This is a genomic window from Caulobacter sp. GW821-FHT10A10 (genome assembly GCF_059415745.1).
On record NZ_JBWKNV010000008.1, the window covers coordinates 67,477 to 93,370 of the forward strand.

A 25,894-nucleotide genomic window follows, 5' to 3' on the forward strand; every position below is an offset into this window, starting at 1 on the left:
CATGGCCGACGGCTCCGGCGTCATCGCGACGGTCAGGACCACCTGCCCCTATTGCGGCGTCGGTTGCGGCGTCGCGGGCGCGGCGGGCGGCGGCAGGACGCTGGCGGTGTCCGGCGACGCCGCTCACCCGGCCAACAAGGGCCGGCTGTGCTCCAAGGGCTCGGCCCTCGGGGCCACGGTCGGCCTGCAGGGGCGTCTGCTGGAGCCGACGATCAACGGTCGTGTCGCGACCTGGGGCGAGGCCACCGCACTGGTAGCTAAGCGCTTTCGCGACACCATCGCCCGCCACGGCCGCGATAGCGTCGCCTTCTACGTCTCCGGCCAGCTGCTGACCGAGGACTACTACGTCGCCAACAAGCTGATGAAGGGCTTCATCGGATCGGGCAACATCGACACCAACAGCCGGCTCTGCATGGCCTCGGCCGTCGCGGCCCACAAGCAGGCCTTCGGCGCCGATCTGGTGCCGGGCTGCTACGAGGATCTCGACGAGGCCGACCTGGTGGTCTTCGCCGGCCATAACGCCGCCTGGACCCATCCGATCCTGTTCCGCCGCCTGGAGGCCGCCAAGGCTCGCGGCCAGAAGCACGTGGTCATCGACCCGCGCCGCACCGATACCGCCGAGGGCGCCGACCTGCACCTGGCCCTGGCCCCGCAGAGCGACGTGCGCCTGTGGAATGGCCTGCTGGCCGAGCTCGACCGTCGCGGCCAGCTCGACCTCGACTACATCCGCGAGCACGTGAACGGCTTCGACGCCGTCCGCGAGGCTCTAGCCCAGGATGATCAGTCGCCCGCCGCCGTCGCCGCCGACTGCGGTCTGGCGATCGAAGACCTGCTGGCCTTCTACGACCTGTTCGCCGCCCATCCGAAGACGGTCAGCCTGTTCTCGATGGGTTCCAACCAGTCGGCCCAGGGCGTGGCCAAGGGCCTGGCGATCATCAACACCCATCTGGCCACGGGCCGGATCGGCAAGCCGGGCGCCTGCCCGTTCTCGATCACCGGCCAGCCCAACGCCATGGGCGGCCGCGAGACCGGCGGCATGGCTAACACCCTGGCCGGCCACATGGACTTCGCTCCCGAGGACCGCGACCGTGTCGCCCGCTTCTGGGGCGCGCCCAACACCGCCCGCGCGCCGGGCCTCAAGGCCGTCGAGATGTTCGAGGCCGTGCGGTCGGGCAAGATCAAGGCGATCTGGGTGATGGCGACCAACCCCGCCGTCAGCCTGCCCAACGCCGGCGCGGTGCGCGAAGCCCTCGAAGCTTGCCCGTTCGTCGTCGTTTCCGACTGCGTCGAGACCGACACCACGGCCTACGCCCACGTGAAGCTGCCGGCCCTGGCCTGGGCCGAGAAGGATGGCACGGTCACCAATTCCGAGCGCCGCATCTCGCGCCAGCGGGCGCTGTTCCCGGCGCCGGGCCAGGCCCGCGCCGACTGGCGGATCATGGCCGACGTCGCGCAAGGGATGGGTTTCGACGGCTTCGGCTGGCCCTCGCAGGCCTCGATCTTCCGCGAATGGGCCCGCCTGACGGCCTATGAGAACAAGGGCTCGCGCCTGCTCGACCTCTCGGGCCTGTCGGCCATGACGCCCGACGACTACGCCGCCATGACGCCGATCCAGTGGCCGGTGCGCACGGCGGGGCAGGGGACGCCGCGCCTGTTCGTCGACGGTCGCTTCCAGACGCCCGACGCCCGCGGCCGCATGGTCCCGGTGCGTCCCAAGGGGCCGGCCGACGCGGTCAGCGACGCCTATCCGATGTCGCTCAACACCGGCCGTATCCGCGACCAGTGGCACACCATGACCCGCACGGGTCTGGCCCCCGACCTGTGCCGTCACGCACCCGAGCCCTTCGTCGAGATCCACCCGCGCGACGCCGAGGCGGCCGGGATCAAGGACGGCGCCCTGACCCGCGTTTCCACCGTGCGCGGCGAGGCCGTCGCCCTGGCCAAGGTCACCGACCGCCAGCGGCCGGGCGGCCTGTTCATGCCGATGCACTGGACCGACGCCTTCGCGCCGTCGGGCAAGTCCAACCACCTGATCGCGCCGAACCTCGACCCCACCTCCGGCCAGCCGGAGTTCAAGCACACCCCGGCCCGGGCGCGGCCCTATCGCGAGACCTGGAAGGGCTTCTTCCTGACGCGTGACAGCATCGCCGCGCCGGCCAATCTCGATCTCGTCTGGCGACGCATCCCGCAGGACGCCGCCCAGCTGCATGAGTTCGCCGGGCGGGGCGACGCCTCCGAACGCGACGCCCTTCGCAAGCGCCTGACCAAGGGTCTGACGGGCGAGACCACGGTGTTCGAGGACGTCGGCGCCGGCTCGCGCCGCGAGGCCTGGATCGAGGACGGCCGCCTGGTCGCCGTGCTGTTCCAGACCGCCGCCGGCCGCCTGCCGCCGCGCGACTGGCTGGCCGATCTGTTCGCGCTCGATCAGCTGTCCGCGCAGGACCGCTCGTCGCTGCTGATCGGCCGTCCGCCCGGCGCGCCGGTCGACAAGGGGCCGATGGTCTGCGCCTGCCTGAAGGTGGGCGCCAAGGCCGTCGACGCCGCCATCGCCGCCGGAGCCGCCACCGCCGATGCGGTCGGCGCGGCCACCGGCGCCGGCACCAATTGCGGCTCGTGCCGTCCGGAGATCGCCCGGATGATCGCCGCCGCCGCCGCCGCTTCCCTCAAGGCCAAGGAAACCGCCGATGCGTGACGCTGCTGCTCTGGGTGACGTCCTGCTGGTCGGCGCCGGTCCCGGCCCAGTCGACCTGATGACCCTGCGCGCCGCTCGCGCCGTCGAGGGCGCTCAGGCGCTGCTCTATGACGCGCTGGTCTCGGATGAGGCCATCGCCCTGGCCCCGGCCGGCTGCGTGCGCATCCTCACCGGCAAGCGCTCGGGGCGGCCCAGCATGAAGCAGGAGGCGATCAACCGCCTGATGCTGCGCCTGGCCCGTCGCGGCCTGCGCGTGGTGCGGCTGAAGGGCGGGGATCCGTCGGTGTTCGGCCGGGTTGGCGAGGAGGCCGAGTTTCTCCGTGCGCACGGCGTGTCGGTCGAGGTCGTGCCCGGCGTTACCGCCGCCAGCGCCGCCGCCGCCCAGTTCAACTTCCCGCTCACCCATCGTGGCGAGGCCCGCCGGGTGATCTTCACCACGGCTCGGGTCGGCAGCGGCGACGTCATCGAGGACTGGGCCGCCGCTTCGGATCCCGAGGCCACGGTCGCGGTCTACATGGGCGGAGAAGCCGCCGCCGAGCTCGGTCGCCGTCTGATCGCCGCCGGGCGTTCGCCCAGCACCCCGGCCCTGGTCGTCGAGCGCGCCGGCGATCCGGCCGCGGCCCTGCGCACCGGCCGTCTCGACACGCTGCCGCAACTGCTGGCCGGCGGAACGGGCGGCCCCGTGCTGATCGTCATCGGCGCCGTCGCCCGCCGGGCTCAGGACCTGCGCTGGACGCCGGAACTGGCCCAGATAGAGGCCGAGGCCATCCGCGCCTGAGGCTTCAGGCCGCCGCCATCGCGGCGGTGCTTTCTTCCTCGTCCTCGCGACGGCGCGGCTGCGGACCGGCCGCACGGCCATAGGCTTCGCGCAGCAGGCGCGAGGGCGATTGCTCGCACGGCGCGACCAGCAGGCCCCGCTTGCGCAGGGCCATGCCCCAGCGTGCGCTTCCGGTCAGCACCGAGGCGGCCGGCGCGATCAGCAAGCCCACGGCGGCTGGCAGGATCCAGATTCCCAGCGACGGGCCGGCGATCGCGGCGCAGACCAGCAGCACGAGGCCGGCGATCATCTCCGGCGCATGCCGCTTCAGGGCCTCGCGCCAGGCCATCTTGTCGACGTCGCGACGTTGGGCGGCCCAACCGGAATCTCGGCCGGCCAGTATGTCGAGCAGGCAGCGGGCGTGGCCGAACAGCACTGTCGGCGCCGTCAGGGTCGAGTGCACGGTCTCCAGCGCCACCGAGGCCCATAGGCGCCGGACGCCGCCGAAGCCGTCGGCGCGGCCCTCCATGCAGGCAAGAACGACGGCCAGCAGCTTGGGGACGGCGAGGAAACCCAGCGACACGGCGAAGGCCGCGCCGGCGCCTTCCTCGAGAAAGAGTTCTTCCTGCGCGCCGCCCAGCACGGGGAAAGCGGCCAGCAGGGCGCTCAGCACCACCAGCAGCAGCCAGACGGGCGCCAGCGCATAGGCCAGGGCGCCGCGCAGCAGGTGCAGGCGGCTGACCGGATGCAGGCCCTTCACGCCCAGGATTCCCAGGTGCTGCAGGTTGCCCTGGCTCCAGCGGCGGTCGCGCACCAGCATGTCCGACAGGGTGGGCGGGGCCTCCTCGTGCACGTCCTCCAGCGTCGGGGCCATGCGCACGGCCCAGCCGCCGCGGCGCAGCAGGGCCGCCTCGACGAAGTCATGGCTGAGGATCGCGCCCCCGAACGGCGCCTTGCCCGGCAGGTGCGGCAGGCCGCAGCATTCGGCGAAGGCCCGAGTGCGGATCATGGCGTTGTGGCCGAAATAGTTGGCCTCGGCCCCGCTCCACCAGGCCAGCGCCCAGGTCGCCAGCGGCCCATAGGCCCAGGCGGCGAACTGCTCGACCCGGCCGAACAGGGTGTTGCGGCCGACGATGGTCGAGCCGGCCTGGAGGACGCCCAGCGTCGGGTCGGTCTCCATGGCCCCGGCCATGCGGCGCAGCGAGCGGGCGCTCATCAGGCTGTCGGCGTCGAGCACCGCCATGCACTCGTAGGCCCCGCCGAACCGGCGTACCCAGTCGGCGAGGTTGCCGGTCTTGCGGTCGGTGTTGGCCTCGCGGCGGCGATAGTAGAGGCGGGTGGGCGAGGGGCCGGCGCGGGCGGCGAGCACCGCGCGGCGCTCGGCCTCGGCGATGTCCGGATCGCGGGTGTCGCTGAGCACGAAGACGTCGAAGGTCGACGATAGCCGCTCGCGGTCGAGATCGGCGCGCATGGCCTCGATGCGGGCGAAGACCGCCGAGACGTCCTCGTTGTAGATCGGCGCCAGCAGGGCGACGCGTTTGCGCAGATGCGGCGGCGGATCGTCCAGCCGCCGCTCCCAGCTGTCGGGGTTCAAGGCCAGCTGGAAACCGCCCAGGGCCGCGGCGCAGGAAAAGCCGGTCCAGGCGAGCAACGCCGCGACCAGCAGCGCGTCGATCCATTCCAGCAGGGTGACCCCGCCGCCCACGAAGGCGTCGAGCATGGTCGTCAGGCCAAAGCCGAAGGACAGCAGGGTGAAGGCGGCCAGCGCCAGCCGTCGTCGCTGGCGCGAGCGCGCTAGCCGTCGCCTGGAGGGCGGCGCCGACAGCGGCCGGACCGGCATGTCGAGCGCGGATTCCTGCGGTAGCCAGGCGTCCGGCGTCGCCTCGTGGGGAATGTTGCAAGGCGGAAGCCGGTCGGCGAGGCGTATGTCCATCGAGGGTCCTTTCGCGCGAAGAACCCTCACCCAGGCAATGGGTTGCGATGCGAAGGAAATATAACCACGGTCACGTTTCGCGAGCCGTGATCAGGCTCTCAATCTGCTGAAACGAGCAGCAGATTCAGCGATTTGGCCGCAATCGCGCCTTGTTCTCGGCGATGGTTGCGGCGCGGAAAAGAAGGTGGGCGCGGACGAATTCGCGCCCTGTCAGGCCGCCGCTAGGGCCGTGAAGCCACGCTCGAGATCGGCGATCAGGTCGGTCGGATCCTCCAGCCCGATGTGCAGACGCAGCAGCGGTCCTTCCAGGTTCAGCGGCGTCGAGCGGCTCTTCAGTTGCGGGTCGCAGTGGATCGCCAGGCTCTCGAAGCCGCCCCAGGAGAAGCCGAGGCCGAACAGGGTCAGGGCGTCGAGGAAGGCGTGCACCGACTTCTGCGAGGTCGGCTTCAGCACCAGGCCGAACAGGCCGCAGGCGCCGGAAAAGTCGCGCTTCCAGATCGCGTGGCCGGGATCCTCGGGCAGGGCCGGGTGCAACACGCGGGCGACTTCAGGGCGCTGTTGCAGCCAGCGGGCCAGGGCCAGGCCGTTCTGCTCGTGGCGCGGCATCCGCGTGGCCAGGGTGCGCAGGCCGCGCAGCATGGCGTAGGCGTCGTCGGGCGACACCGACCAGCCCACGTCCCACATGGCGTTGCCCAGCTCGTCGCCGATCACCGGGTCCATGGTCGTGGCGCTGCCCATGAAGCAGTCCGAATGGCCGCCGACATATTTGGTCAGGGCCTGGACGCTGATCGTCACCCCGTGGGCCAGCGGCTTGAAGAGGAGGCCCGCGCCCCAGGTGTTGTCGATCAAGGTGATAATGCCACGCGCGTTAGCGGCGGCGGCGATGGCCGGCACGTCCTGCATCTCGAAGGTCAGGGAGCCCGGGGCCTCCAGCAGGATCAGCCGGGTCTTCGGGCCGGCCAGGGCCAGCAGGGCGTCCGCGTCCAGGGCCGGATCGTAATAGCGGGTGGTGACGCCGAAGCGGGTGAGGAAGCGGTCGCAGAACCGGCGCGTGGGCTTGTAGGCGCTGTCGACGACCAGGACGTCGTCGCCGGCCTTGAGCACCGCCATCATCGCCCCGGTGATCGCCGCCAGGCCCGACGGATAGAGCGTCACGTCCGGCGAGCCCTCCAGCTCGGCCAGGGCCGCCTGCAGGGCGGCGGGCGAGGACAGGCCGGTGATGCCGTAGGTCAGCTGGCTGTCGTCGTACAGCGAGGCGGCGTTGGGCAGCAGCACGGTCGAGCCGCGCTGGATCGGCGGGTTGACGGTCCGCGCCAGCGACTGGGCCTGCAGGCCCGAACGGATCAGGCGGGTCTTTTCGTCCATGGCGGCGGGACTCGTGAGCACGGGAAGGAACGCCTCGTTTAAGAGCGCCGGCGGTTGCGGTTCAAGGCTTTGATCGTCGCCGTGGCGGCGGGCCGTGAGAATCTGCCATCCAGGCGCGAGCGCGTCGGCGGCGGCCGGCGCATGAGGGGTGATGGCATGAGAGTTTCGGGTCTGGTCTTGGCGCTGACTTGGGCGCTGTCGTCGGCGTTTTTCGGCGGTGTTGCTATCGCTGACGAGGCGCCCGTCGGGCCGCCTGCGCAGGTCAAGGCGTTGGCCGGCTGCTGGAGCGGCGAGGGCGCGGTGATGGGCAAGCCGGTGACCATCGACCTGACGGTCGGGCCGACGGCGGGCGACGCCATGATCCTGGTCGAGGCCGACAGCCGCGCCAAGGCCGATCCAGCGGATGCGTACGCGGCCCACCTGCTGTTCGGCGGCCGTACGGTGAAGGCTGGCCAGCCGGCGGCGATTGTCGGCCTGTGGGCCGACAGCTTCGGCGGCGACGGAGCCTCGATGGGAACGGGTGCGGTCACCGCCGATGGGTTCGAGGTGGCGTATCCCTATGGCGCGTCCAGCTTCGTCAATCGCTGGGCGGTGAAGGGCGGCAAGCTGGCGTGGTCGATCGTGGTGCGTGATGCGATTGGCAAGGAGCAGACCTTCGCGAGCTATGAGCTGGCCAAGACGACGTGCGCGGCGAGGCAGAAGTAGTCCCTTCTCCCCTTGCGGGAGAAGGTGGCGGCGAAGCCGACGGATGAGGGGTCTCTCAGACTTGAGACGCCTACCCAGCCCGACCGTCGCATGCGGTTTTGAGGTCTGAGAGACCCCTCACCCGACCTGCTTCGCAGGCCACCCTCTCCCGCAAGGGGAGAGGGAACGGGTGGGCGATCTCACGCGCGATTGCGCTGAGTTGGTGAAGGAGAGCGGAGCGCCCGGGCGACGCCCGGAGTGCTTTGTGTTGTTACCGTTTCGACGAAGCCCGTTCGCTCCGCGCGGTCGTTGGACTGCCGGCTTCCCGGGCGGCGGCGCTCTTAACGCCTTACCAGGGCCGCCTTCGAGGTTTCCCTGTTGGGCGGCGACGAGGAGAGGGGCGCTCTGTAATCCTCGTCCAAGCCGACGGCGGGCGGGCCTGGCCAGCGCCAGGTCCCCGGACACGACGGATCTTCCCAATCCGCCCCAGTCCCGCTCGATCGCATCCCGCCGCCGCATGGTCGCTGGCCGCGCGCCCCTTCGGTGCGGCGAGACCCAGTGATTATGCAGGTGGTTTGAGCGCGTCTGATCCAGAGCGGTGAGAAAGTTTCAAGCGGTTGGATTGGTTGGGGTTTGCCGTCCGCCCGACGGGGATAGAGCGCCGTTTGTCCCCGTCCGTAGACCCCCCAACCGTAAAATCCCCGCGAAAGCGGGGACCCAGGCTTTTTCTGAAACCCAGGGCGCTCGACGATAAAACACCTGGGTCCCCGCTTTCGCGGGGATTTTACGGGGGAGGGGCGGCCGGCGGTTTTGAAGCTGAAAACGGCCCCCTCCGGCCCTTCGGGCCACCTCCCCCAGAGGGGGAGGATCAGGCGTCTGCCCGGATTCCGGCCAACAGCCCTCGGGCCTGCTCGATCAGCGCCCGGCGGCGTTGAGCGGCTTCGGCGTGCTGGCGTTCGACCAGGTCGAGGTCGGCCGCGCAGTGGGGGCAGTCGGTCTCGTGGGGCCAGACGTACTGGTCGCAGGAGCGGCAGACCTTGAGCTTGGGCGGCAGGGCGCCGCCGGCTTCCGAGCGCTCCCGATGATGCACGTGCACGGCGGCCGGGTCGCGGACGGGCAGGGGGACGGTCTGGGCGCCGGGGATCGGCTCGCGCACCAGGGCGAACTCGCCGATGGCGAAGCTGGCGGCCGGGGCGTCCTTGACCTTGGTCACCCGCTCGCGCCAGCCATGCCTGGCCAGGTCGAGCACTCGGTGGTGGCAGTAGGGATTGTCGCCGCGCTTGCCCAGCAGCGACTCCGAGGTCCAGGTGCAGCCGGCCCGGCAGACGTCGGCGTAGTAGCAGGTGCGGCAGTAGCCGTAGAGCTCCTGGACGTCGCGCACGCGGCCGAAGGCCATCTTCTCGCTGTAGCGCCAGATGTCCTCGATGCTCATCTCGCGCACGTTGCCGGCGGCGTAGAGCGAGGTGGCCAGGGACGGGCAGCCCTTGATCGTGCCGTCGGCCTCGATGCCGATGCCGCCCTGACCGGCGGCGCAGCCGGTCCAGTGGTCGGTGTCGTCGCCCAGCCCGCGCCACATGCGCTCGTAGGGGCCGAAATAGCCGACATTGTTGCCGACGATCATCAGCAGGCCGCGTTCCTGCCCCTCGCGATAGAGGCGGGCCAGCAGGGGCATGACCTCCAGCAACTGATAGGGCTGGAGCAGAAGGTCGGGATTGTCGACCGCGTTGCCCATGGCGACGGTCAGCTGGATCTGCCAGTGCGTCGCGCCCGCGGCGATAATCCGCTCCATCAGTTCGGGCAGGTGCTGCGCGGTCTCGGCGCCGATCTGGGTGTTGACCGAGACGGCCAGCCCCCGGGCCTTGGCCCGGTGCAGGGCGCTGATCGCCTGGTCGTAGGAGCCGGGCACGCCGCGCACCCGGTCGTGCAGGTCGGGCAGGCCGTCGATCGACACCCCGATCCCCTGCAGCCCGGCCTCGGCCGCCTCGTCCAGGCGCTTGTCGGTCAGGTTGCGGGCGCCGGTCTGGACGGCCGTGCGGATGCCGTTCTGGCGGCTGCGGCGGATCAGCTCGATCCAGTCGCGGCGCAGATAGGCCTCGCCGCCGATCAGGGTGATCTCGCGCGTGCCCAGGGCCGCCAGGTGGTCGATCAGGTCGAGGGCTTCCTGGGTGTTCAGTTCGTCCGGCCGGGGGCGGCCGGCGCGCGAGCCGCAGTGCTGGCATTTGAGATTGCAGGCCAGGGTCACTTCCCAGACCACGTGCACCGGCACCAGGTCCATATGGTCGCGCTCGGTGCGGAAGCGCACCGACTTGCCCTCGGGCGGCGCCCGGACGACGGATGGCTGAATGGCGGATGGCAGGGTGTCGGTCATGCGCGGTCCTCCCCTGGGACGCGGGCCCTAGAAAGCGGGCTCTGGCGCGGGCCCCCAGACGAGGGGCGTGGGGCGCTTCCGCCGGCTCGACGCGGAGCCACGGAAGCGCCGGCGCGTCAGTAGCTGGACTTGGCTTCCAGCTTGGCGATCTCGAGCTTCAGCAGGGTCAGGGCCGTGGCGACGTCGCCGTACTCGGCCAGATGGGCCTCGGCGGCGGCGTGGGCTTCCTTCAGGCGCGAGAGGTCGCCGGAGGCGATGGCGTCGGTCACGGCGACGCCATAGGGCTTGATGTTCATGGTGATCAGCCCCCGAGCTTGGCGATTTCGATCTTCAGGGCCGCCAGCAGGGTGGGCACGTCGCCATACTGCTGGATGTGGGCCTCGGCCTCGGCCTGCAGCTTCTTCAGTTCTTCGAGCTCGCCGGAGGCGATGGCGTCGGTGATGGTGACGGCGTAGAGCGGTCGGAACGAGGACATGACGGTCTCTCCCCACGGGCGCGCCGGTCGGTTCGCCGGTCGCGCGGTTGCGTGCTCGGCGCGGCTGGCGCGCCGATGGTCCTTAAGCTGACGGGCACTGGTGGGAGAGGCTCGCGGCATGGCCGCGGTCCGACGCGGCGCATGGCCGACCCCACGCATCGAGGGTCAGCCAGCCATCTCGGATTGTCAATTTAAGATTGTATATCGAAAATGTGTAATCTTGAGTGTTTTTACACAGCCGAGGCGTTGGCGGGCCCGGTTTCCACTGGCGCGTCGTCGCGGCCGCCCCATTCGGTCCACGAGCCGTCGTAGACCGCCGCCCGGGGCTTGCCGAGGCGGTGCAGGGCCAGCGACACCACCGAGGCGGTGATGCCCGAGCCGCAGGTGGTGGCGATCGGCTTTTCGATGTCGACGCCGGCCTCGGCGAAGACGGCCTTCAGCTGTTCGGCGGGCAGCATGGTCGCGTCGGCCGCTAGGATCGCCGCCAGCGGAATGTTGCGCGAGCCGGGGATGTGGCCGCTCTTGAGGCCGGCGCGGGGTTCGGGAACCTCGCCGTTGAAGCGGGGCGCGGCGCGGGCGTCGATCACCTGCTCGCGGCCGGTTTCCAGGTTACGCTTGATCTGGTCGAAGCTGCGGACGAGATCGGCCTGCAGGCGCGGGGTGAAGTGGCGCTCCTGCGGGGCGGCGGGACCATCTTCCAGCGGACGGCCCTCGGCGACCCACTTGGGCAGTCCGCCGTCCAGCACCACGACGTCCTCGTGGCCCATGACGCGGAAGTTCCACCATACCCGGGCGGCCGGCAGTATGCCGGTGCTGTCGTAGACGACGATGCGGGCGCCGTCGCCGAGGCCGAGCTTGCGCACCCGCGAGGCGAACTTCACGCCGCTGGCCAGCATGTGCGGCAGGGGCGAGGTCTGGTCGGAGATCTCGTCGATGTCGAAGAACACCGCACCAGGGATGTGGCCGGCCTCGAACTCCTCTTTCGGGTCGCGCGGCGTGCCGGGCATGAACCACGAGGCGTCGACGATGCGCACGTCCGGGGCGTCGAGATGGTCGGCCAGCCAGGCGGTCGAGACGAGCGGATCGATGAGCGTGGCGGACATGACGGGCCTCTTGCGGGCTTGGGAACGCGAGGGCGGCAACTTCACGTGCGTCGCTCGCCCACGCAAGCGCGCCCTTACAGCCAGGGCGGCGTCGGCAGGCCCTTTTCGGCCAGGAAGGCGGGGTTGAAGAGCTTGCTCTGGTAGCGGGAGCCGTGGTCGCAGAGGATGGTCACGATGGTGTGGCCGGGGCCCAGGTCGCGGGCCAGGCGCACGGCGCCGGCGACGTTGATCCCCGTGGAGCCGCCCAGGCACAGGCCCTCGTGCTGCACGAGATCGAAGATCTGCTCCATCATCTCCTCGTCGGAGACGCGGTAGGGATGGTCGATGGCCAGGCCTTCGAGGTTGGCGGTGATCCGGCCCTGGCCGATGCCCTCGCTGATCGAATTGCCCTCGGCCTTCAGCTCGCCGGCGGCGTACCAGTTGTAGAGCGAGGCGCCGCCCGGGTCGGCCAGGCCGATCTTCACGTCCGGCTTGCGCTCGCGCAGGGCCTGGGCCACGCCGGCCAGGGTGCCGCCCGAGCCGACCGCGCAGATGAAGCCATCGACCTTGCCGCCGGTCTGCTCCCAGATCTCCGGGCCGGTCGTGCGGTAGTGGGCCTCGCGGTTGGCGACGTTGTCGAACTGGTTGGCCCAGATCGCGCCGTTGGGCTCGGTCTTGGCCAGCTCTTCGGCCAGGCGGCCGGAATAGCGGACGTAGTTGTCGGGGTTGGAGTAGGGGACGGCGTCCACCTCGACCAGTTCGGCGCCGAGCAGGCGGATGGCGTCCTTCTTTTCCTGGCTCTGGGTGCGTGGGATGACGATGGTGGTCTTGTAGCCCAGCGCCGAGGCGACCATGGCCAGGCCGATGCCGGTGTTGCCGGCCGTGCCTTCGACCACCCGGCCGCCCGGACGCAGCAGGCCCTTGGCTTCGGCGTCGCGGATGATGCTGAGCGCGGCGCGGTCCTTCACCGACTGGCCGGGGTTCATGAACTCGGCCTTGCCCAGGATCTCGCAGCCGGTGGCCTCGCTGGCGCGGTTCAGGCGGATCAGCGGCGTGTTGCCGATGGCTTCGAGAACGTTGGGCGTGACGGGCATGGTCGAAATCTTGGGTCTTCGCGCGGGAAAGCGCCGTTAGGGCCAGGGTAGATCGCGATGCGGCCGCCCGGATCAATCCAGATTTCCTGAAAGCGCCGGTTCGGGCTCCAGCTTCAGTGCGTGGTCGGCTGGGTCTGGATGACGTTGAGTAGGGCAAGGCCCCCGGCCGTGGCCGTGGCCGCGCACCAGGCCCCGCACAGCCCTTCTATGCCCACGAGGCTGTTCTCGACGGCGTCGGCCATGATGCCCTCGGCCACCAGAGACGAGGGCTCGCCCAGTAGCTGGTTGTCGTGCAGCTCGCGGCACCAGGCGCCGACCGCCTCGGTCGGCGTGTCGGCGTCGAACTGCGAGAGGTAGGTGCCGCCGTGATAGTCCAGGACCAGGGTGAAGAGCGACACGGCACGTCTCCTAGCTGCGGCTCATCCTAATTTCGGCTCAGGCCCAATTGAATGACATTGGTCCGCTCCGTGCGGAAGCCCGCTTCGCAATAGGCCAGGTAGAACTTCCAGAGCCGGCGGAAGCGTTCGTCGAAGCCGAGCGGGCGGATGTCGTCCCAGGCGGCCTCGAACCGCTTGGCCCATTCGGAGAGGGTGTCGGCGTAGTCCTGGCCGAAACGGCGGACGTTTTGCCAGGAAAGGCCGGCCCTGTCGGTCTCCTGCTTCAGGCGCTGCTCGCTGGGCAGCATGCCGCCGGGGAAGACGTAGCGCTGGATGAAGTCGGTCTGCCGCCGATAGTGGGCGAAGAGCTCGTCGCGGATGGTGATGATCTGCAGGCCGGCCAGGCCGCCGGGCGCCAGCAGGTCGTGGATCCTGCCAAAATAGGTCGGCCAGTATTCCTCGCCGACCGCCTCGAACATCTCGACCGAGACCACCCCGTCGAAGCGGCCCCGGACGTCGCGGTAGTCGATGAGCTGGATGTCGACCTTGTCGGCCAGGCCCTGGGCGAACAGGCGCTTGCGGGCGAACTCGTGCTGGGCGGGCGAGATGGTGATCCCGGTGACCTTGGCGCCGACCGCCTTGGCCGCATACTCGGCGAAGCCGCCCCAGCCGCAGCCGATCTCCAGCACGTGCTTGTCGGGCGTAAGGGCGATGGACTGGGCGAGAGCCTCGTACTTGCGGGTCTGGGCGGCCTCCAGCGAGGCGTGGCGGTCCTGGTCCCAGAGGGCCGACGAATAGGTCATCGTCGGGTCCAGCCACTGCGAATAGAAGGCGTTGCCCAGGTCGTAGTGGGCGTGGATGTTCCGCCTGGAGCCTTCGCGGTCGTTGCGGCGCGAGCGGTGGAACAGCAGGTTCATCAGCCGCGTCAGCGGATTGCCCTGCACCAGGGCGGCCAGCTTGTCGAAGTTCAGGGCGAAGGCGGTCAGCACGGCCGGAAGGTCGGGCGTGTCCCACTCGCCGGCCATGTAGCCCTCGGCGAAACCGATGTCGCCCGAGGCGAAGGCCCGCCGGATGAAGCGGTAGTCGCGCACCCGCACGACGGCCTCGGGACCCGGCGTGCGCCCGTCGATGCGGATGGGCTGTCCCGTAGGAAGGACGAAGGTCAGGGACCCGATCGCCCAGTTCTCGCACGCGACGCGGATGGCGGCGCGGAAGGCCGCCGGCGCGGCGCGGAGGTGATCGTTACGCCAGCGGGCGTGCAGGGTGTCGGTCATCGGCGCTCCCGTCCTGTCACTAGGACAACTCAGACCCCCAAGAACCGTATCCTCAGATGGGCGCGCACGCGGCCGTTCGCCAGGGGATCAGTCCCCGGCAGGTTCGCCGCGTAGCTGGCGGTAGGCTTCGAGAGCCCGCGCCCGCGCCCGTCCATGGTCGACGATGGGTCGAGCATAGCTACGCTTGGCCTCGGCGGAAAGATGCGCGGGCGCCGTCCAGGGCTGATGAATGACGCTGTCGGGCAGGTTGGCCAGCTCCGGAACCCACTTGCGGACATAGGCGCCCTTGGGGTCGAACTTCTCGCCCTGGCCGATCGGGTTGAAGATCCGGAAGTAGGGCGAAGCGTCGGCGCCGCTGCCGGCCACCCACTGCCAGTTGCCGACATTGTTGGCGAGGTCGGCGTCCACCAGGGTGTCCCAGAACCAGGACTCGCCGTCGCGCCAGTCGACCAGCAGATGCTTGATCAGGAACGAGGCGGTGATCATCCGCACCCGGTTGTGCATGAAGCCGGTGGCCCACAGCTCGCGCATGCCCGCATCGACCAGCGGATAGCCGGTGCGGCCCTCGATCCAGGCCTGCAAGCCCTTGGGGTTCTCGGCCCACGGAAAGGCGTCGAACTCCGGCCGGAAGTTGCGCTTGGGAAGCTCCGGCCAGTTGAACAGGATCGAGTGGTTGAACTCGCGCCAGCCCACCTCGGACAGGAACTTCTCGATCTCGCCGTGGGGCGCGTCGCCGGCCTCGGCGGCGTTGCGGGCGGCCATCCAGACCTGGCGGGGGCCGATCTCTCCGAAATGCAGGTGCGGCGACAGGCGGGAGGTCGCCTCCAGCCCCGGAACGTTGCGGCCCTCGCCATAGCCGTCGACGGCGCCTGACAGAAAGTCGTCCAGCCGTTGCAGGGCGCCGGCCTCGCCGGGCGTCCAGATGGAGAAGCCCTTCGACCAGTCGGGCTTCTTCGGATGCAGGCCCCAGCCGTCGAGCGCGTCGCTATGGGGCCAGTGCTCGGGCGCTTCCAGACGCCTGGGCGCGGGCTCGACCTCGACATGGGTCAGGTGCGCGCGAGCCGCCCGCCAATAGGGGGTGAAGACCTTGTAGGGCTGCTTTGAGCCGTTCACGACGGTCCAGGGCTCGTTCAGCAGGCCGGCGAGGCAGCTTTCCACCACGACGCCGTCGGCTTTCAGCGCGGCCTTGATCTCGGCGTCGCGGGCGATGGCGGCCGGTTCGTAGAGGCGGTTCCAGACCACGCCGGCCGCTTCAGCGCGGGCGACCACGTCCTTCAGCACGTCCATGGCTGGTCCGCGCCGCAGCACCAGCTTGGAGCCGACAGCCTTGAAGCTTTCGGCGAGCGCCCGCAGCGACTTGTCGAGCCACCACAGAGAAGCCGCGCCCATCGGCCGCACGCCGCTCGTCTCGTCGAGGATATAGAGCGGGATCACCGGCCGGCCCGTGTCGGCGGCGGCCTTCAGGGCCGGGTTGTCGGCCAGGCGCAGGTCGTTGCGCAGCCACACGATGACGGGTCCGGGGACGCCTGGATCGATCCGCACTTGCACCTTTCCGCCGTTGGGGCCACCTGTGGGCCAAATTCTGCGCCCACCCTTATTCGCCACTCTCTAACTCGGAAGTCCTGCCTTGAGTCAGCCCGTCGCCCCGAACGCCGTCGTCGAAGTGAAGACCGAGACCGGCAAGGCCGTCCGCATCGGCAACGCCGAACGCCTGACCTTCATCGCCGGTCCGTGCCAGATGGAAAGCCGCCAGCACGCGCTGGAGACGGCCCACGCCCTCAAGGAGATCGGCGAGCGCCTGGGCGTCGGCCTGATCTACAAGACCAGCTACGACAAGGCCAACCGCACCTCGGCCACGGCCGCCCGCGGCATCGGCCTCTATGACAGCCTGCCGATCTTCCAGGAGATCCGCGAGGTCACCGGCCTGCCGACCCTGACCGACGTGCACGAGATCAGCCACTGCGATCCCGTCGCCGAGGCCGTCGACGTGATTCAGATCCCGGCCTTCCTGTGCCGCCAGACCGACCTGCTGCTGGCCGCCGCCCAGACCGGCCGGGCGATCAACATCAAGAAGGGCCAGTTCCTGGCCCCTTGGGACATGAAGAACGTCATCGCCAAGGTCACCGGCGCTGGCAATCCCAACGTCCTGGCCTGCGAGCGCGGCGCCTCGTTCGGCTACAACACGCTCGTCTCCGACATGCGGTCCTTGCCGATCATGAAGGAGATCGGCTGCCCGGTGGTGTTCGACGCCACCCATAGCGTGCAGCAGCCGGGCGGGCAGGGCACCTCCTCTGGCGGCCAGCGCGAGTTCGTGCCGGTGCTGGCCCGCGCGGCCGTCTCGATCGGCGTGGCCATGGTGTTCATGGAAACCCACCCCGACCCCGACCACGCCCCGTCGGACGGCCCCAACATGGTGCCGCTGAGCCAGTTCGAGGCCCTGGTCGCCGAACTGCTGGAGTTCGACGTCCTGGCCAAGCGCAAGCTGGCGGCTTGAGGCAGGGCTGCTGGGCGGCGCGCACTCGCGCCGATCGGTGGCTTCTCGATCCAATCTATCCAAACAAGTTCGCCTCCCTCGCCCTTGTGGCGAGGGCCCATGCCGGCGGCCGCTCAAACCTCGGTCATTCTGACAAGGTCTGAGCGGCGGAACCATGGATCCTGGGCACAAGGCCCAGGAAGGCGGGATTGGGTTAGTCAGGGGGAGGGGAAGCTCCTTCACGAGAAGCCCTCGCTATTGCCCCTCCATTCCCCTGTGCCATAACCCGCCCATGTCCAGACGCATCGTTCTCGTCACCGGCGGCGCCGGGTTCATCGGCTCCAACATCGTCGCCAAGCTTTGCGAGGATCCGGCGCTCGACGTCGTGGTCTGCGACTGGCTGGGCCAGGCCGCCGAGGGCAAGTGGCGTAACATCGCCAAGCACCCGATCGCCGACTTCGTCGCGCCCGAGCAGCTGTTCGACTGGCTGGCCGTACGCGGCGACGAGGTCGAGCTGGTGATCCACATGGGGGCGATCTCCTCGACCACCGAGCCGGACGCCGACCTGATCGTGCAGTCCAACTTCGTGCTGTCGCGCGACCTCTGGCGGTGGTGCGCCAAGAACCAGACCCGCCTGATCTACGCCTCGTCGGCCGCCACCTATGGCGATGGCGACCAGGGCTTCGACGGCAAGGACGACATCGACAGCCTGATGGCCCTGCGGCCGCTGAACGCCTACGGCTGGTCCAAGGCTCTGTTCGACGTCTTCGCCGTGCGCGAGGCCGCCCGGGGCCATGCGCCGCCGCAGTGGGTCGGGCTGAAGTTCTTCAACGTCTACGGCCCCAACGAGGACCACAAGGGCGGCATGAAGTCGGTGGTCTGCCAGATCTGGCCGAAGATCGCGGCTGGGGAAGGCGTGCGCCTCTTCAAGTCGCACCACCCGGACTACGAAGACGGCGGCCAACTGCGTGACTTCGTCTATGTGCGCGACGTGGCCGACGTGATCGCCTGGCTGGCCAAGAGCCCGCACGTCAGCGGGGTCTACAACCTGGGCTCGGGCCACGCCCGCTCGTTCAAGGACCTGGCGCTGGCGACCTTCGCCGCCGTCGCCCGCGAGCCCGAGATCACCTATTTCGACATGCCCGAGGTGCTGCAGGGCAAGTACCAGTACTTCACCCAGGCCGACATGAGCCGCCTGCGCGCGGCGGGATACAATGCGCCCATGACCTCGCTGGAGGACGGCGTCGCCGACTACGTCGCCGGCTTCCTGAACACGGACGACCCCTACCGTTGAGGTTGACCAAGGGGCACGCTTGCGGACGCTTGCCGCGCGCGTAACCTGAACCCTGATAAGTCGCCGGAACAGGCGTGCGTCAGGGAGTGGAACATGGTCGGCATCGCCGCCTGGGGCGCCTATGCGCCGCGCCTTCGCCTCAGCCGCAAGGCGGTGGTCGCCGCCAACGCCTGGATCGCGCCGGGCCTGGCCGGCAAGGCCAAGGGCGAACGCTCGATGGCCAACTGGGACGAGGACGCCCTGACCATGGCCGTCGAGGCCGCTCGCGACGCCTTGGGTCCGGAAGACGAGGGCCGTGCGGCGGTGGACACGGCGATCTTCGCCTCGACGACCGCGCCCTTCGCCGATCGCCAGAACGCCGGAATCCTGGCCGCCGCCCTGACCCTGGAGCCCTCGATCGCCTCGGCCGACGTCACCGGCTCGCAGCGCTGCGGCCTGACGGCCCTGGGCCAGGCCCTGGACGCGGCGGCCGCCGGCAAGCGGGTGCTGGTCGCCGCCGGCGAGCACCGCCGGGCGCGCGCCGCTTCGCCCCAGGAGCTGGACTTCGGCGACGCCGCCGCCGCCTTCGTCGTCTCGCCCGACGGGGGTGCCGCAACGTTCCTGGGCCGGGGCACGGTCACCGACGACTTCGTCGATCACTTCCGGGGCTCGGACGCGGAGTTCGACTATGCCTGGGAGGAGCGCTGGATCCGCGACGAGGGGATCGTCAAGCTGGTCCCTCCGGCGATCCGCGATGCGCTGGACGTGGCTGGCGTCTCGGCCGCGCAGGTGGATCACTTCTGTTTCCCGTCGGTCTTTCCCGGCATGGGCGCGACCCTGGCCAAGACGCTGGGCGTTCGCCCCGAAGCCGTCCGAGACACCCTGGCGGGTCAGTTGGGAGAGGCCGGCGCGGCCCACGGTCCGCTGCTGCTGGCCCATGCGCTGGAGCAGGCCAAGCCGGGCGAGATCATCCTGGTCGCCCAGTTCGGCCAGGGAGCCGAGGCCCTGGTGTTCCGCGCCGGCGATGGCGTCGGAAACGGCGCGCCGGCCCGCGGCGTGACCGGCGCGCTCGCCGACCGCCAGGAAGAGACCAACTACCTGAAGTTTCTCGTCTTCAACGACCTGGTCGAATGGGACCGGGGCATGCGGGCCGAGAAGGACAACAAGACGGCCCTGACCACGCTCTACCGCAATCGCGACCAGATCCTGGGTCTGGTCGGCGGCCGCTGCCGCGAGACAGGCGTCGTGCAGTTCCCCCGCACCCGCATCTCGGTGGCCCCCAACAATCCGGCCGTCGACACCCAGGAGCCGTACCGCTTCGCCGAGCGCCGGGCGCAGGTGCTGACCTATTCGGCCGACTACCTGACCTTCTCGATGAGCCCGCCCAACCACTACGGCATGATCGTCTTCGAGGGCGGCGGGCGGATCATGCTCGACATCACCGACGTGGCCCTCGGCGAGGTCGAGACCGGCCTGCCGGTGAAGATGGTCTTCCGCATCAAGGACCGCGACGAGAAGCGCGGTTTTACCCGCTATTTCTGGAAAGCCGCGCCGGACCGGGCGGCGGTGGCGGCGTCGACCGCCCAGGCGGCGGAGTAGGCGGTGTCAGAGCGCGCGCTTCACGTCCGTGGCGGCGAAGTCCTCGCCCTTGAACAGCAGGGGCAGATCGCGCGCCTTGGCCAGGGCGTAGCTGAAGCAGTCGCCGAAGTTCAGGCCATGGCGGCCGGAGCGATATTTCTCGTAGGCGGTCTTGGCGATCGTCAATTGGTCCTCGTCGAAGGGCTCGATGATCACGCCGAGGTCGGACATGAACCGCTCGATGATTTCGGTGTCACCTCGGCGGCGCAGGCAGACGGCGTGGAGTTCAAGCCGCGTGCTGGCCGACATGAGCACTCCTGCGGCCACGGAGACGGCCCGCATGAAGTCTTCCGCCTCGGGCTCGTTCCAGATGATGGCGAGCACCGCCGAGGTGTCGAGTACGATCACTTCGGCAAGCCGTGTTCGTCGTACAGGATATCGTCGGGGTCGCGCGGGTCGAGCACCGGCAGCTTGGCGCTGCGCTCCTGCAGCATGCGCATGAAGGCCATCTTTTCCTCCGGCGTGCGCGGCTTGGCGGACGTGCGGTCCAGCCGCTCACGCAGGGCCAGAACGACCGCCTGCGTCAGGCTTTCTCCCGTTTGTTCAACGAGTTGTCGTGCGAGGCGATCAGCCTCCGCATTACGGATATAGAGCGTCATGGCTCCGTATATACACCTGATCAATACGCCCGAGAAGGCGAGCTAAGGGAAACCCACGATGGCCAGCGGCATCCGCGACAAGGTCGCCATTCTCGGCATGGGCTGCAGCAAATTCGGCGAGCGGTGGGACGCCGGGCCCGACGACCTGATGGTCGAGGCCTATGTCGAGGCGATGGCCGACGCCGGGATCGAGGCCAGCCAGCTCGACGCGGCCTGGTTCTCGACCCACATCGACGAGATCGGCACGGGCAAGGGCGGCACGCCGCTGTCGATCGCGCTTCGCCTGCCCAACATCGCCGTCACCCGGGTGGAGAATTTCTGCGCCTCGGGCTCGGAGGCCTTCCGCGGGGCGGTCTACGCCGTGGCGGCCGGCGCCGCCGACATCGCGCTCGCCGTCGGGGTCGAGAAGCTGAAGGACACCGGCTATGGCGGCCTGCCGTTCGGCGCGCCTGGCACCCTTACGCCGCAGGTGATGCCCAACGGCTCGGCTCCCGGCAATTTCGCCCAGCTGGCCAGCGCCTATCGCGCCAAGCACGGGGTCTCGAAGGAGGACCTCAAACGCGCCATCGCCCACGTCTCGGTCAAGAGCCACGCCAACGGCGCCAAGAACCCCAAGGCCCACCTGCGTAAGCCCATCACCGCCGAGCAGGCCCTGAACGCGCCGATCATCGCCGAGCCGCTGGGCCTGTTCGACTGCTGCGGCGTCTCCGACGGCGCGGCCGCGGCCATCGTCACCACGCCGGAGATCGCCCGGGCCCTGGGCAAGCACGACCTCGTCACGGTCAAGGCGCTGCAGCTGTCGGTCTCCAACGGCTACGAGAGCCAGTACAACGGCTGGGACGGCAGCCACTTCCACACCGCCCGCATCGCCGCCGGCAAGGCCTACAAGGAGGCCGGCATCGAGCGCCCGCGCGAGCAGATCTCGATGATGGAGGTGCACGATTGCTTCTCGGTGACCGAGCTGGTCACGATGGAGGATCTCTTCATCTCGGCCGAGGGGCGGGGCTGGCGCGACGTGCTCGACGGCTTCTACGACGCCGACGGCGGGGTGCCTTGCCAGATCGACGGGGGGCTCAAGTGCTTTGGCCATCCGATCGGCGCGTCTGGCCTGCGCATGCTCTACGAGATGTACCTGCAGCTCCAGGGGCGGGCCGGCGAGCGCCAGCTGCGTGATCCCATAATCGGCATGACCCACAACCTCGGCGGCGCGCCGGCCAGCAATGTCTGCTCGGTGGCCATCATCGGGCGGGAAGGGGCGTAGTGCGCCGCCGCGCTCTGGTGTAGTCGAGGGGCATGGCGGGACGCTTCAAGGGTTTCAAGCGCTGGATCTTCGTCGGATGCGTCCTCTTCTTGGGGACCGTCCTGACGGCGGCGTTCTATTGGCGCTACGACATCCTGCGCACCACCCTCGACCCGAAGGTGCCGTTCCAGACCTACGATCCGCCGCCAGCCCCCAACTACGCCGATCCGGCCGCCTGGGCGCTGCTGCCGCGCGGGGCGACCGGCATGGACCGCGCCGCCGACGTGTTCTTCGTGCACCCGACCACCTTCGACGGCGGGCGCGACTGGAACGCGCCCTACGACCAGCCGAAGGCCAGCCGCTATCTGAACCGGGTGGTGCTGCCCAACTACGCCGCGCCGTTCGCGCGGGTGGGGCGGATCTTCGCGCCGCATTACCGGCAGGCCAGCCTCTACACCTTCCTGACCCTGCGCGACGACGCCCGCGAGGCCCGCCGCTTCGCCTATGGCGACGTGCGCGAGGCCTTCCGCGCCTGGCGCGACCGCTACGACAAGGGCCGGCCGCTGGTGATCGTCGGGGTGGAGCAGGGTGGAAGCCTCGCCGCCCGCCTGGTCGCCGAGGAGATCGCGCCCGATCCGGTGATGAAGGCGCGCCTGGCCGGGGTCTATCTGATCGAGACCGCCGTGCCGGCCGACGAGTACGTCTCGACCTCGCCGGTCCCGGCCTGCGTGCGCCGCGACGAGGCCGGCTGCGCGGTGGCCTGGGCCTCGTTGACCGACGGCGACTTCCAGAAGGCCCAGGAGCTGCTGGCCCGCTCGCTCACCTGGATCGGCGGGGACCAGCTGGAGAACCTCAACGGCCGCCAGCCGCTGTGCGTCAACCCGGTGTTCGGCGCCCGCACCGACGAGCGTGCGCCGGCTCGCCTGAACCTCGGCGCGGTCAACGCCACGGGCCTGGAATGGGGCGCGCGCCCGGCCTTCCTCAAGCGCCAGGTCTGGGCCCAGTGCGAGAACGGCCTGCTGCATACGGGGCGCCCCAAGTCGCCGTCGCTGCGGGACACCGGCTCGTGGACGGATCGCCGGAAGGTGGACGGTTACAACCTGTTCTGGGCGGATATCGAGGCGGATGCGGCGGCGCGCGTGGCGGCGCTGGGGAAGCGGTGAGCGGCTGAGGTCCTAAGGGATCTCTCCTCCCGTAAAATCCCCGCGAAAGCGGGGACCCAGGCTTTTTCTAAAGCCCACGGCGCTCGACGATAAAACACCTGGGTCCCCGCTTTCGCGGGGATTTTACGGGGTGGGGGACTGACGGGAGTGGGGTCGCCGTAGGCGGCTACCCCGCGTCGTTCAGGCCTGAGGCGGGCTTCCAGTCGAACAGGGCCTGCAGGGTGCGCACCGCTTCGCCGCGCGGCGAGGTCAGGCCAGGATCGCGGGCGAGGATCAGGCGGGCGTCGTCGGCGGCCACCGCGATCAGGTCGCGGTGGGCGACGGGGTCGGCCAGGCGGTAGGCGGGGAAGCCGCTCTGCTTGAGACCCAGCGGGTCGCCGCCGCCGCGCAGCTCCAGGTCCTTCTCGGCGATCTCGAAGCCGTCGTCGGAGCGGCGCAGGATGTCGAGCCGCTGCTGGGCGACTTCCGACAGCGGCGGGTCGTAGAGCAGCACGCAGGAGCTTTCGCGCATGCCCCGGCCCACGCGCCCGCGTAGCTGGTGAAGCTGGGCCAGGCCGAAACGGTCGGCATGCTCGATGACCATGATGCTGGCGTTGGGCACGTTGACCCCGACCTCGACCACGGTGGTGGCGACCAGCACCCCGACCTCGCCATCGACGAAGGCCTGCATGACCGCGTCCTTCTCGGCCGCCGGCATCTGGCCGTGAACGAGACCGACGCGCGAACCGAGGATCTTCTTGAGGTCGGCCGCGCGATCCTCGGCGGCGCGCAGGTCGACCTTTTCGGATTCCGAGACCAGCGGACAGATCCAGAAGGCCTGTGCGCCGCCCTCGATGGCGACCCGCAGGCGATCGACGATCTCGGGCACGCGCGGCGTCGGCGCGGCGCGGGTGGCGACCGGCGTGCGGCCCGGCGGCTTTTCGTCGATGCGCGAGACGTCGAGGTCGCCGAAGACGGTCAGTTCCAGGGTGCGCGGGATGGGCGTCGCTGACATCGCCAGCAGGTGCACGCCGTCACCCTTCTCCTGAAGCCGGCGGCGCTCGTTGACGCCGAAGCGGTGCTGTTCGTCGATGATGGTCAGGGCGAGCGACTTGAACGCCACGTCGTCCTGGAAGAGGGCGTGGGTGCCCACGGCCACGGCCGCCGAGCCGTCGGCCAGCTTTTGCAGCTTGGCGGCCCGCGCCGCGCCCTTGTCGCGGCCGGTGAGCAGCACCACGGCCAGGCCCTGGGCTTCCAGCGGCGGGGCGAGGGTCTCGTAGTGCTGGCGGGCCAGGATCTCGGTCGGGGCCATCAGGGCCGACTGGAAGCCGGCGCCGGCCGCGTCGGCCATGGCCAGCATGGCCACGACGGTCTTGCCCGAGCCGACGTCGCCTTGCAGCAGGCGGCTCATCCGCTCGCCATGGGCCAAGTCGCCGCGCACTTCCGACAGCGCCCGCACCTGGGCGCCGGTCAGGCGGAAGGGGAGGGCCTTTTCCGCCGCTTCGGCCAGGTCGCCGGAGACGATGCGCGGGCCCGGCTGGGCGCGCTTGCCGGCCTTGCGCTGGGCCAGAGCCAACTGGTGGGCCAGCAGCTCGTCATAGGCCAGGCGCCGGCGGGCGCGCGACAGCGGCGACAGGTCGGCTTCGCTTTCCGGGCCATGCAGCCGCTCGAAGGCCTCGCGCCAGGGCGGCAGGCCCTCGCGCTCCAGCCAGGCGGGGTCCTGCCACTCGGGCAGCTGCGGCGCGCGCGACAGGGCCTCCAGGGCGAACTTGCGGAAGGTGCGCGAGGGCAGGCCGGCCGTGGCGGGATAGACCGGCTCCACCGGTGGGATCTCGTCGACCCGCTCGGCCTCGAGCATGTAGTCGGGGTGGGCGACCTGGATCTCGGAACCGTAGCGCTCGACCTTGCCGCTGACCGCCCGGCGGGCGCCCACCGGATGCTGGCGCTCCAGGTGCGGTCCATGGCCCTTGAACCAGGTGAGGGTGACGAAGCCCGTCTCGTCCCAGCCCCGGATCCGCCAGGGCTGGCCCGCGCGCTGGGGCGGCAGGTGGGCGTCGATGGTGACCACAAAGGTCGCCACTTGGCCATCCTGGGCCAGGGCGGCCGTGGTCGGGGTGCGGCGGATCAGAGCCTGGGGCAGGCTGAACAGCACGTCGCGCACCAGCGACCCGGCCAGCCTCTCGACCAGGGGCGCGACGCGAGGCCCCACGCCCTTGAGGGTGGAGATCGCGGCGTACAACGGAAAGAGCGACTCGGGGCGCATCGGCGGCAGGATAGCCAAGCCGCGCTGTTCCCGTCCCGTTCGCCTTGCGCGAATTTGTGGATCGGCTCGACTGGCGCCTCATTCCACCGAGAATCGTGCATGCCCTTCGCCACCCATCGCGGCCAGAAGATCCACTACACGGTCGAGGGGCATGGGCCGCTCGTGGTGCTGCAGCACGGCCTGTTCATGGACGCCGCCAGCTGGCGCGCCAACGGCTTCGTCGCCGCCTTGGCTGGGCGCTTCACGGTGGCCTGCGTCGACTCCCTTGGCCATGGGCTCAGCGACAAGCCGTCGGATCCCTCGCTTTACGGCCAGGAGCAGCGGGCGGGCGACATCATCGCGGTGCTCGACGCGCTGGGCGCTGAGAAAGCCCATCTGGTCGGCTATTCGATGGGCGCTTGGATGGCGGTGGGCGTGGCCAAGCATTACCCCAAGCGTCTGGCCTCGCTGACGGTGGGCGGCTGGGATCTGGTGGGTGGCGTGCCCAAGGGACCGGCCGGGCCGATCCGCTTCGACATCTTCTGGGGTTTCTCGCAGCAGGTCGCGCCGGCGCTGGTGGCCTGGGTCACGCCGGAGATCGTTCCGGCCATGCAGGCCTGCTTCGAGGCCCTGGGCCAATTGGACGGGGCGCCCGAGGCGGTGCTCGGGGCGGGCGTTCCGGTGCTGCTATGGGACGGGATCGCCGATCCCTATCACGGGCCGTCCCAAGCCTTCGCGGCGGAGAACGGTCTACCGTTCGTGTCGACGGCCGGCGATCACCTGGGGGCGATCATCACGCCGGCCTCAGACGTGGTCGAGCGGCTCGGCGAGTTCTTCGCCGAGGCTCGGGATTAGTCTTCGGAGTTTTCGGGATTGCCGACAGGAGACAGCGCCGCCAGCAAGTCGGCCAGTTCGTCGGCGCGGGCGGCGCCCGACACGTTTAGGCGGATGTAGAGATATTCGGCCGCGTGCTTCTCGGCGGCTTCGGAAAAGCCGCGCGTGGAGTCATGCAGATTGTTGGCTTCACCAGCGAACACCACGTCGCCTTCGGCGTTGAGATACAGGTAATTGCCGGCGATCGTGGTCCGCGGGTCGCGATCCTCGGCCAGCTTGTAGCGATAGACGGCGCCGGAAGCGCCTTTCAGGTCGATATAGGGTTTCACGAATCCTCGCCTCTAGACACACG

Annotated in this window: 23 protein-coding genes; 9 read left to right on the forward strand and 14 right to left on the reverse strand. The window is 69.8% G+C overall.

Annotated elements, in window-relative coordinates; translation table 11 throughout:
- Position 1 precedes the first annotated feature (1 nt).
- Both AC07NS_RS21060 and cobA read left to right on the forward strand, forming a co-directional pair.
- Complete coding sequence (locus AC07NS_RS21060; protein ID WP_494606411.1) at positions 2-2,692, forward strand: molybdopterin-dependent oxidoreductase; 2,691 nt, start codon at positions 2-4, stop codon at positions 2,690-2,692.
- Positions 2,685-3,470, forward strand: a complete 786-nt coding sequence (cobA, locus tag AC07NS_RS21065) for a uroporphyrinogen-III C-methyltransferase (RefSeq protein ID WP_494606413.1) — start codon at positions 2,685-2,687, stop codon at positions 3,468-3,470. The genes AC07NS_RS21060 and cobA overlap by 8 nt, the downstream gene beginning before the upstream one ends.
- 4 nt (positions 3,471-3,474) lie before the next feature.
- On the opposite strand, the gene mdoH is transcribed toward cobA, so the two are convergent.
- Positions 3,475-5,382: a glucans biosynthesis glucosyltransferase MdoH gene (mdoH, locus tag AC07NS_RS21070; RefSeq protein WP_494606415.1), complete on the reverse strand. Its 1,908-nt coding sequence runs from the start codon at positions 5,380-5,382 to the stop codon at positions 3,475-3,477.
- A 210-nt stretch (positions 5,383-5,592) separates the two neighbouring features.
- A complete protein-coding gene (metC, locus tag AC07NS_RS21075; protein ID WP_494606417.1) occupies positions 5,593-6,747 on the reverse strand; it encodes a cystathionine beta-lyase in 1,155 nt (384 codons plus the stop codon).
- A 156-nt stretch (positions 6,748-6,903) separates the two neighbouring features.
- On the opposite strand from metC, the gene AC07NS_RS21080 reads away from it, so the two are divergent.
- On the forward strand, positions 6,904-7,452 hold the full coding sequence (locus AC07NS_RS21080) for a hypothetical protein (protein ID WP_494606419.1): 549 nt from the start codon (positions 6,904-6,906) through the stop codon (positions 7,450-7,452).
- Between the two features lie 847 nt (positions 7,453-8,299).
- On the opposite strand, the gene AC07NS_RS21085 is transcribed toward AC07NS_RS21080, so the two are convergent.
- From AC07NS_RS21085 to AC07NS_RS21120, 8 genes are all read right to left on the reverse strand, one after another.
- The gene (locus AC07NS_RS21085; RefSeq protein WP_494606421.1) at positions 8,300-9,799 is read right to left on the reverse strand and encodes a GDL motif peptide-associated radical SAM/SPASM maturase; all 1,500 of its coding nucleotides are present in this window, start codon (positions 9,797-9,799) and stop codon (positions 8,300-8,302) included.
- 116 nt (positions 9,800-9,915) lie between these two features.
- Positions 9,916-10,095, reverse strand: coding sequence for a DUF1843 domain-containing protein (locus AC07NS_RS21090; protein WP_494606423.1), 180 nt, complete (start codon positions 10,093-10,095; stop codon positions 9,916-9,918).
- Positions 10,096-10,100: 5 nt separating this feature from the next.
- Positions 10,101-10,274 carry a DUF1843 domain-containing protein gene (locus tag AC07NS_RS21095; protein WP_494606425.1) on the reverse strand — a complete coding sequence of 58 codons (174 nt, stop codon included), beginning with the start codon at positions 10,272-10,274 and terminating at the stop codon, positions 10,101-10,103.
- 230 nt (positions 10,275-10,504) lie between these two features.
- A complete protein-coding gene (gene sseA, locus AC07NS_RS21100; RefSeq protein WP_494606427.1) occupies positions 10,505-11,377 on the reverse strand; it encodes a 3-mercaptopyruvate sulfurtransferase in 873 nt (290 codons plus the stop codon).
- A gap of 74 nt (positions 11,378-11,451) precedes the next feature.
- Positions 11,452-12,450, reverse strand: a complete 999-nt coding sequence (locus AC07NS_RS21105; protein WP_494606429.1) for a cysteine synthase A — start codon at positions 12,448-12,450, stop codon at positions 11,452-11,454.
- Positions 12,451-12,563: 113 nt separating this feature from the next.
- Positions 12,564-12,848, reverse strand: a complete 285-nt coding sequence (locus tag AC07NS_RS21110; protein ID WP_494606431.1) for a hypothetical protein — start codon at positions 12,846-12,848, stop codon at positions 12,564-12,566.
- 26 nt (positions 12,849-12,874) lie between these two features.
- Positions 12,875-14,101, reverse strand: coding sequence for a class I SAM-dependent methyltransferase (locus AC07NS_RS21115; RefSeq protein ID WP_494606433.1), 1,227 nt, complete (start codon positions 14,099-14,101; stop codon positions 12,875-12,877).
- An 87-nt stretch (positions 14,102-14,188) separates the two neighbouring features.
- Complete coding sequence (locus AC07NS_RS21120) at positions 14,189-15,649, reverse strand: cryptochrome/photolyase family protein (protein WP_494606435.1); 1,461 nt, start codon at positions 15,647-15,649, stop codon at positions 14,189-14,191.
- A 79-nt stretch (positions 15,650-15,728) separates the two neighbouring features.
- Between AC07NS_RS21120 and kdsA the strand changes: the two genes are divergently transcribed.
- From kdsA to AC07NS_RS21135, 3 genes are all read left to right on the forward strand, one after another.
- Complete coding sequence (kdsA, locus tag AC07NS_RS21125; RefSeq protein WP_494606437.1) at positions 15,729-16,595, forward strand: 3-deoxy-8-phosphooctulonate synthase; 867 nt, start codon at positions 15,729-15,731, stop codon at positions 16,593-16,595.
- 271 nt (positions 16,596-16,866) lie between these two features.
- Complete coding sequence (gene rfaD / locus AC07NS_RS21130; protein WP_494606439.1) at positions 16,867-17,868, forward strand: ADP-glyceromanno-heptose 6-epimerase; 1,002 nt, start codon at positions 16,867-16,869, stop codon at positions 17,866-17,868.
- Between the two features lie 93 nt (positions 17,869-17,961).
- Entirely contained in the window at positions 17,962-19,446 is a 1,485-nt protein-coding gene (locus AC07NS_RS21135; protein WP_494606441.1) for a hydroxymethylglutaryl-CoA synthase family protein, read from the forward strand.
- A gap of 6 nt (positions 19,447-19,452) precedes the next feature.
- Here AC07NS_RS21135 and AC07NS_RS21140 read toward each other — a convergent pair whose 3' ends face one another.
- Both AC07NS_RS21140 and AC07NS_RS21145 read right to left on the reverse strand, forming a co-directional pair.
- The gene (locus AC07NS_RS21140) at positions 19,453-19,833 is read right to left on the reverse strand and encodes a type II toxin-antitoxin system VapC family toxin (RefSeq protein WP_494606442.1); all 381 of its coding nucleotides are present in this window, start codon (positions 19,831-19,833) and stop codon (positions 19,453-19,455) included.
- Complete coding sequence (locus AC07NS_RS21145) at positions 19,830-20,084, reverse strand: type II toxin-antitoxin system VapB family antitoxin (RefSeq protein ID WP_494606444.1); 255 nt, start codon at positions 20,082-20,084, stop codon at positions 19,830-19,832. The genes AC07NS_RS21140 and AC07NS_RS21145 overlap by 4 nt, the downstream gene beginning before the upstream one ends.
- 58 nt (positions 20,085-20,142) lie before the next feature.
- Here AC07NS_RS21145 and AC07NS_RS21150 point away from each other — a divergent pair, with 58 nt between their 5' ends.
- Together AC07NS_RS21150 and AC07NS_RS21155 are read left to right on the forward strand one after the other, a co-directional pair.
- A complete protein-coding gene (locus AC07NS_RS21150; protein ID WP_494606446.1) occupies positions 20,143-21,345 on the forward strand; it encodes an acetyl-CoA acetyltransferase in 1,203 nt (400 codons plus the stop codon).
- Positions 21,346-21,377: 32 nt separating this feature from the next.
- Positions 21,378-22,487 carry a DUF3089 domain-containing protein gene (locus AC07NS_RS21155; protein WP_494606448.1) on the forward strand — a complete coding sequence of 370 codons (1,110 nt, stop codon included), beginning with the start codon at positions 21,378-21,380 and terminating at the stop codon, positions 22,485-22,487.
- A 166-nt stretch (positions 22,488-22,653) separates the two neighbouring features.
- Here the strand turns inward: AC07NS_RS21155 and recG are convergent, their stop codons facing one another.
- Positions 22,654-24,729: an ATP-dependent DNA helicase RecG gene (recG, locus tag AC07NS_RS21160; protein WP_494606721.1), complete on the reverse strand. Its 2,076-nt coding sequence runs from the start codon at positions 24,727-24,729 to the stop codon at positions 22,654-22,656.
- A gap of 99 nt (positions 24,730-24,828) precedes the next feature.
- On the opposite strand from recG, the gene AC07NS_RS21165 reads away from it, so the two are divergent.
- A complete protein-coding gene (locus tag AC07NS_RS21165) occupies positions 24,829-25,563 on the forward strand; it encodes an alpha/beta fold hydrolase (RefSeq protein WP_494606450.1) in 735 nt (244 codons plus the stop codon).
- Here AC07NS_RS21165 and AC07NS_RS21170 read toward each other — a convergent pair.
- Positions 25,560-25,871, reverse strand: coding sequence for a hypothetical protein (locus AC07NS_RS21170; protein WP_494606452.1), 312 nt, complete (start codon positions 25,869-25,871; stop codon positions 25,560-25,562). The genes AC07NS_RS21165 and AC07NS_RS21170 overlap by 4 nt on opposite strands.
- Positions 25,872-25,894 lie beyond the last annotated feature (23 nt).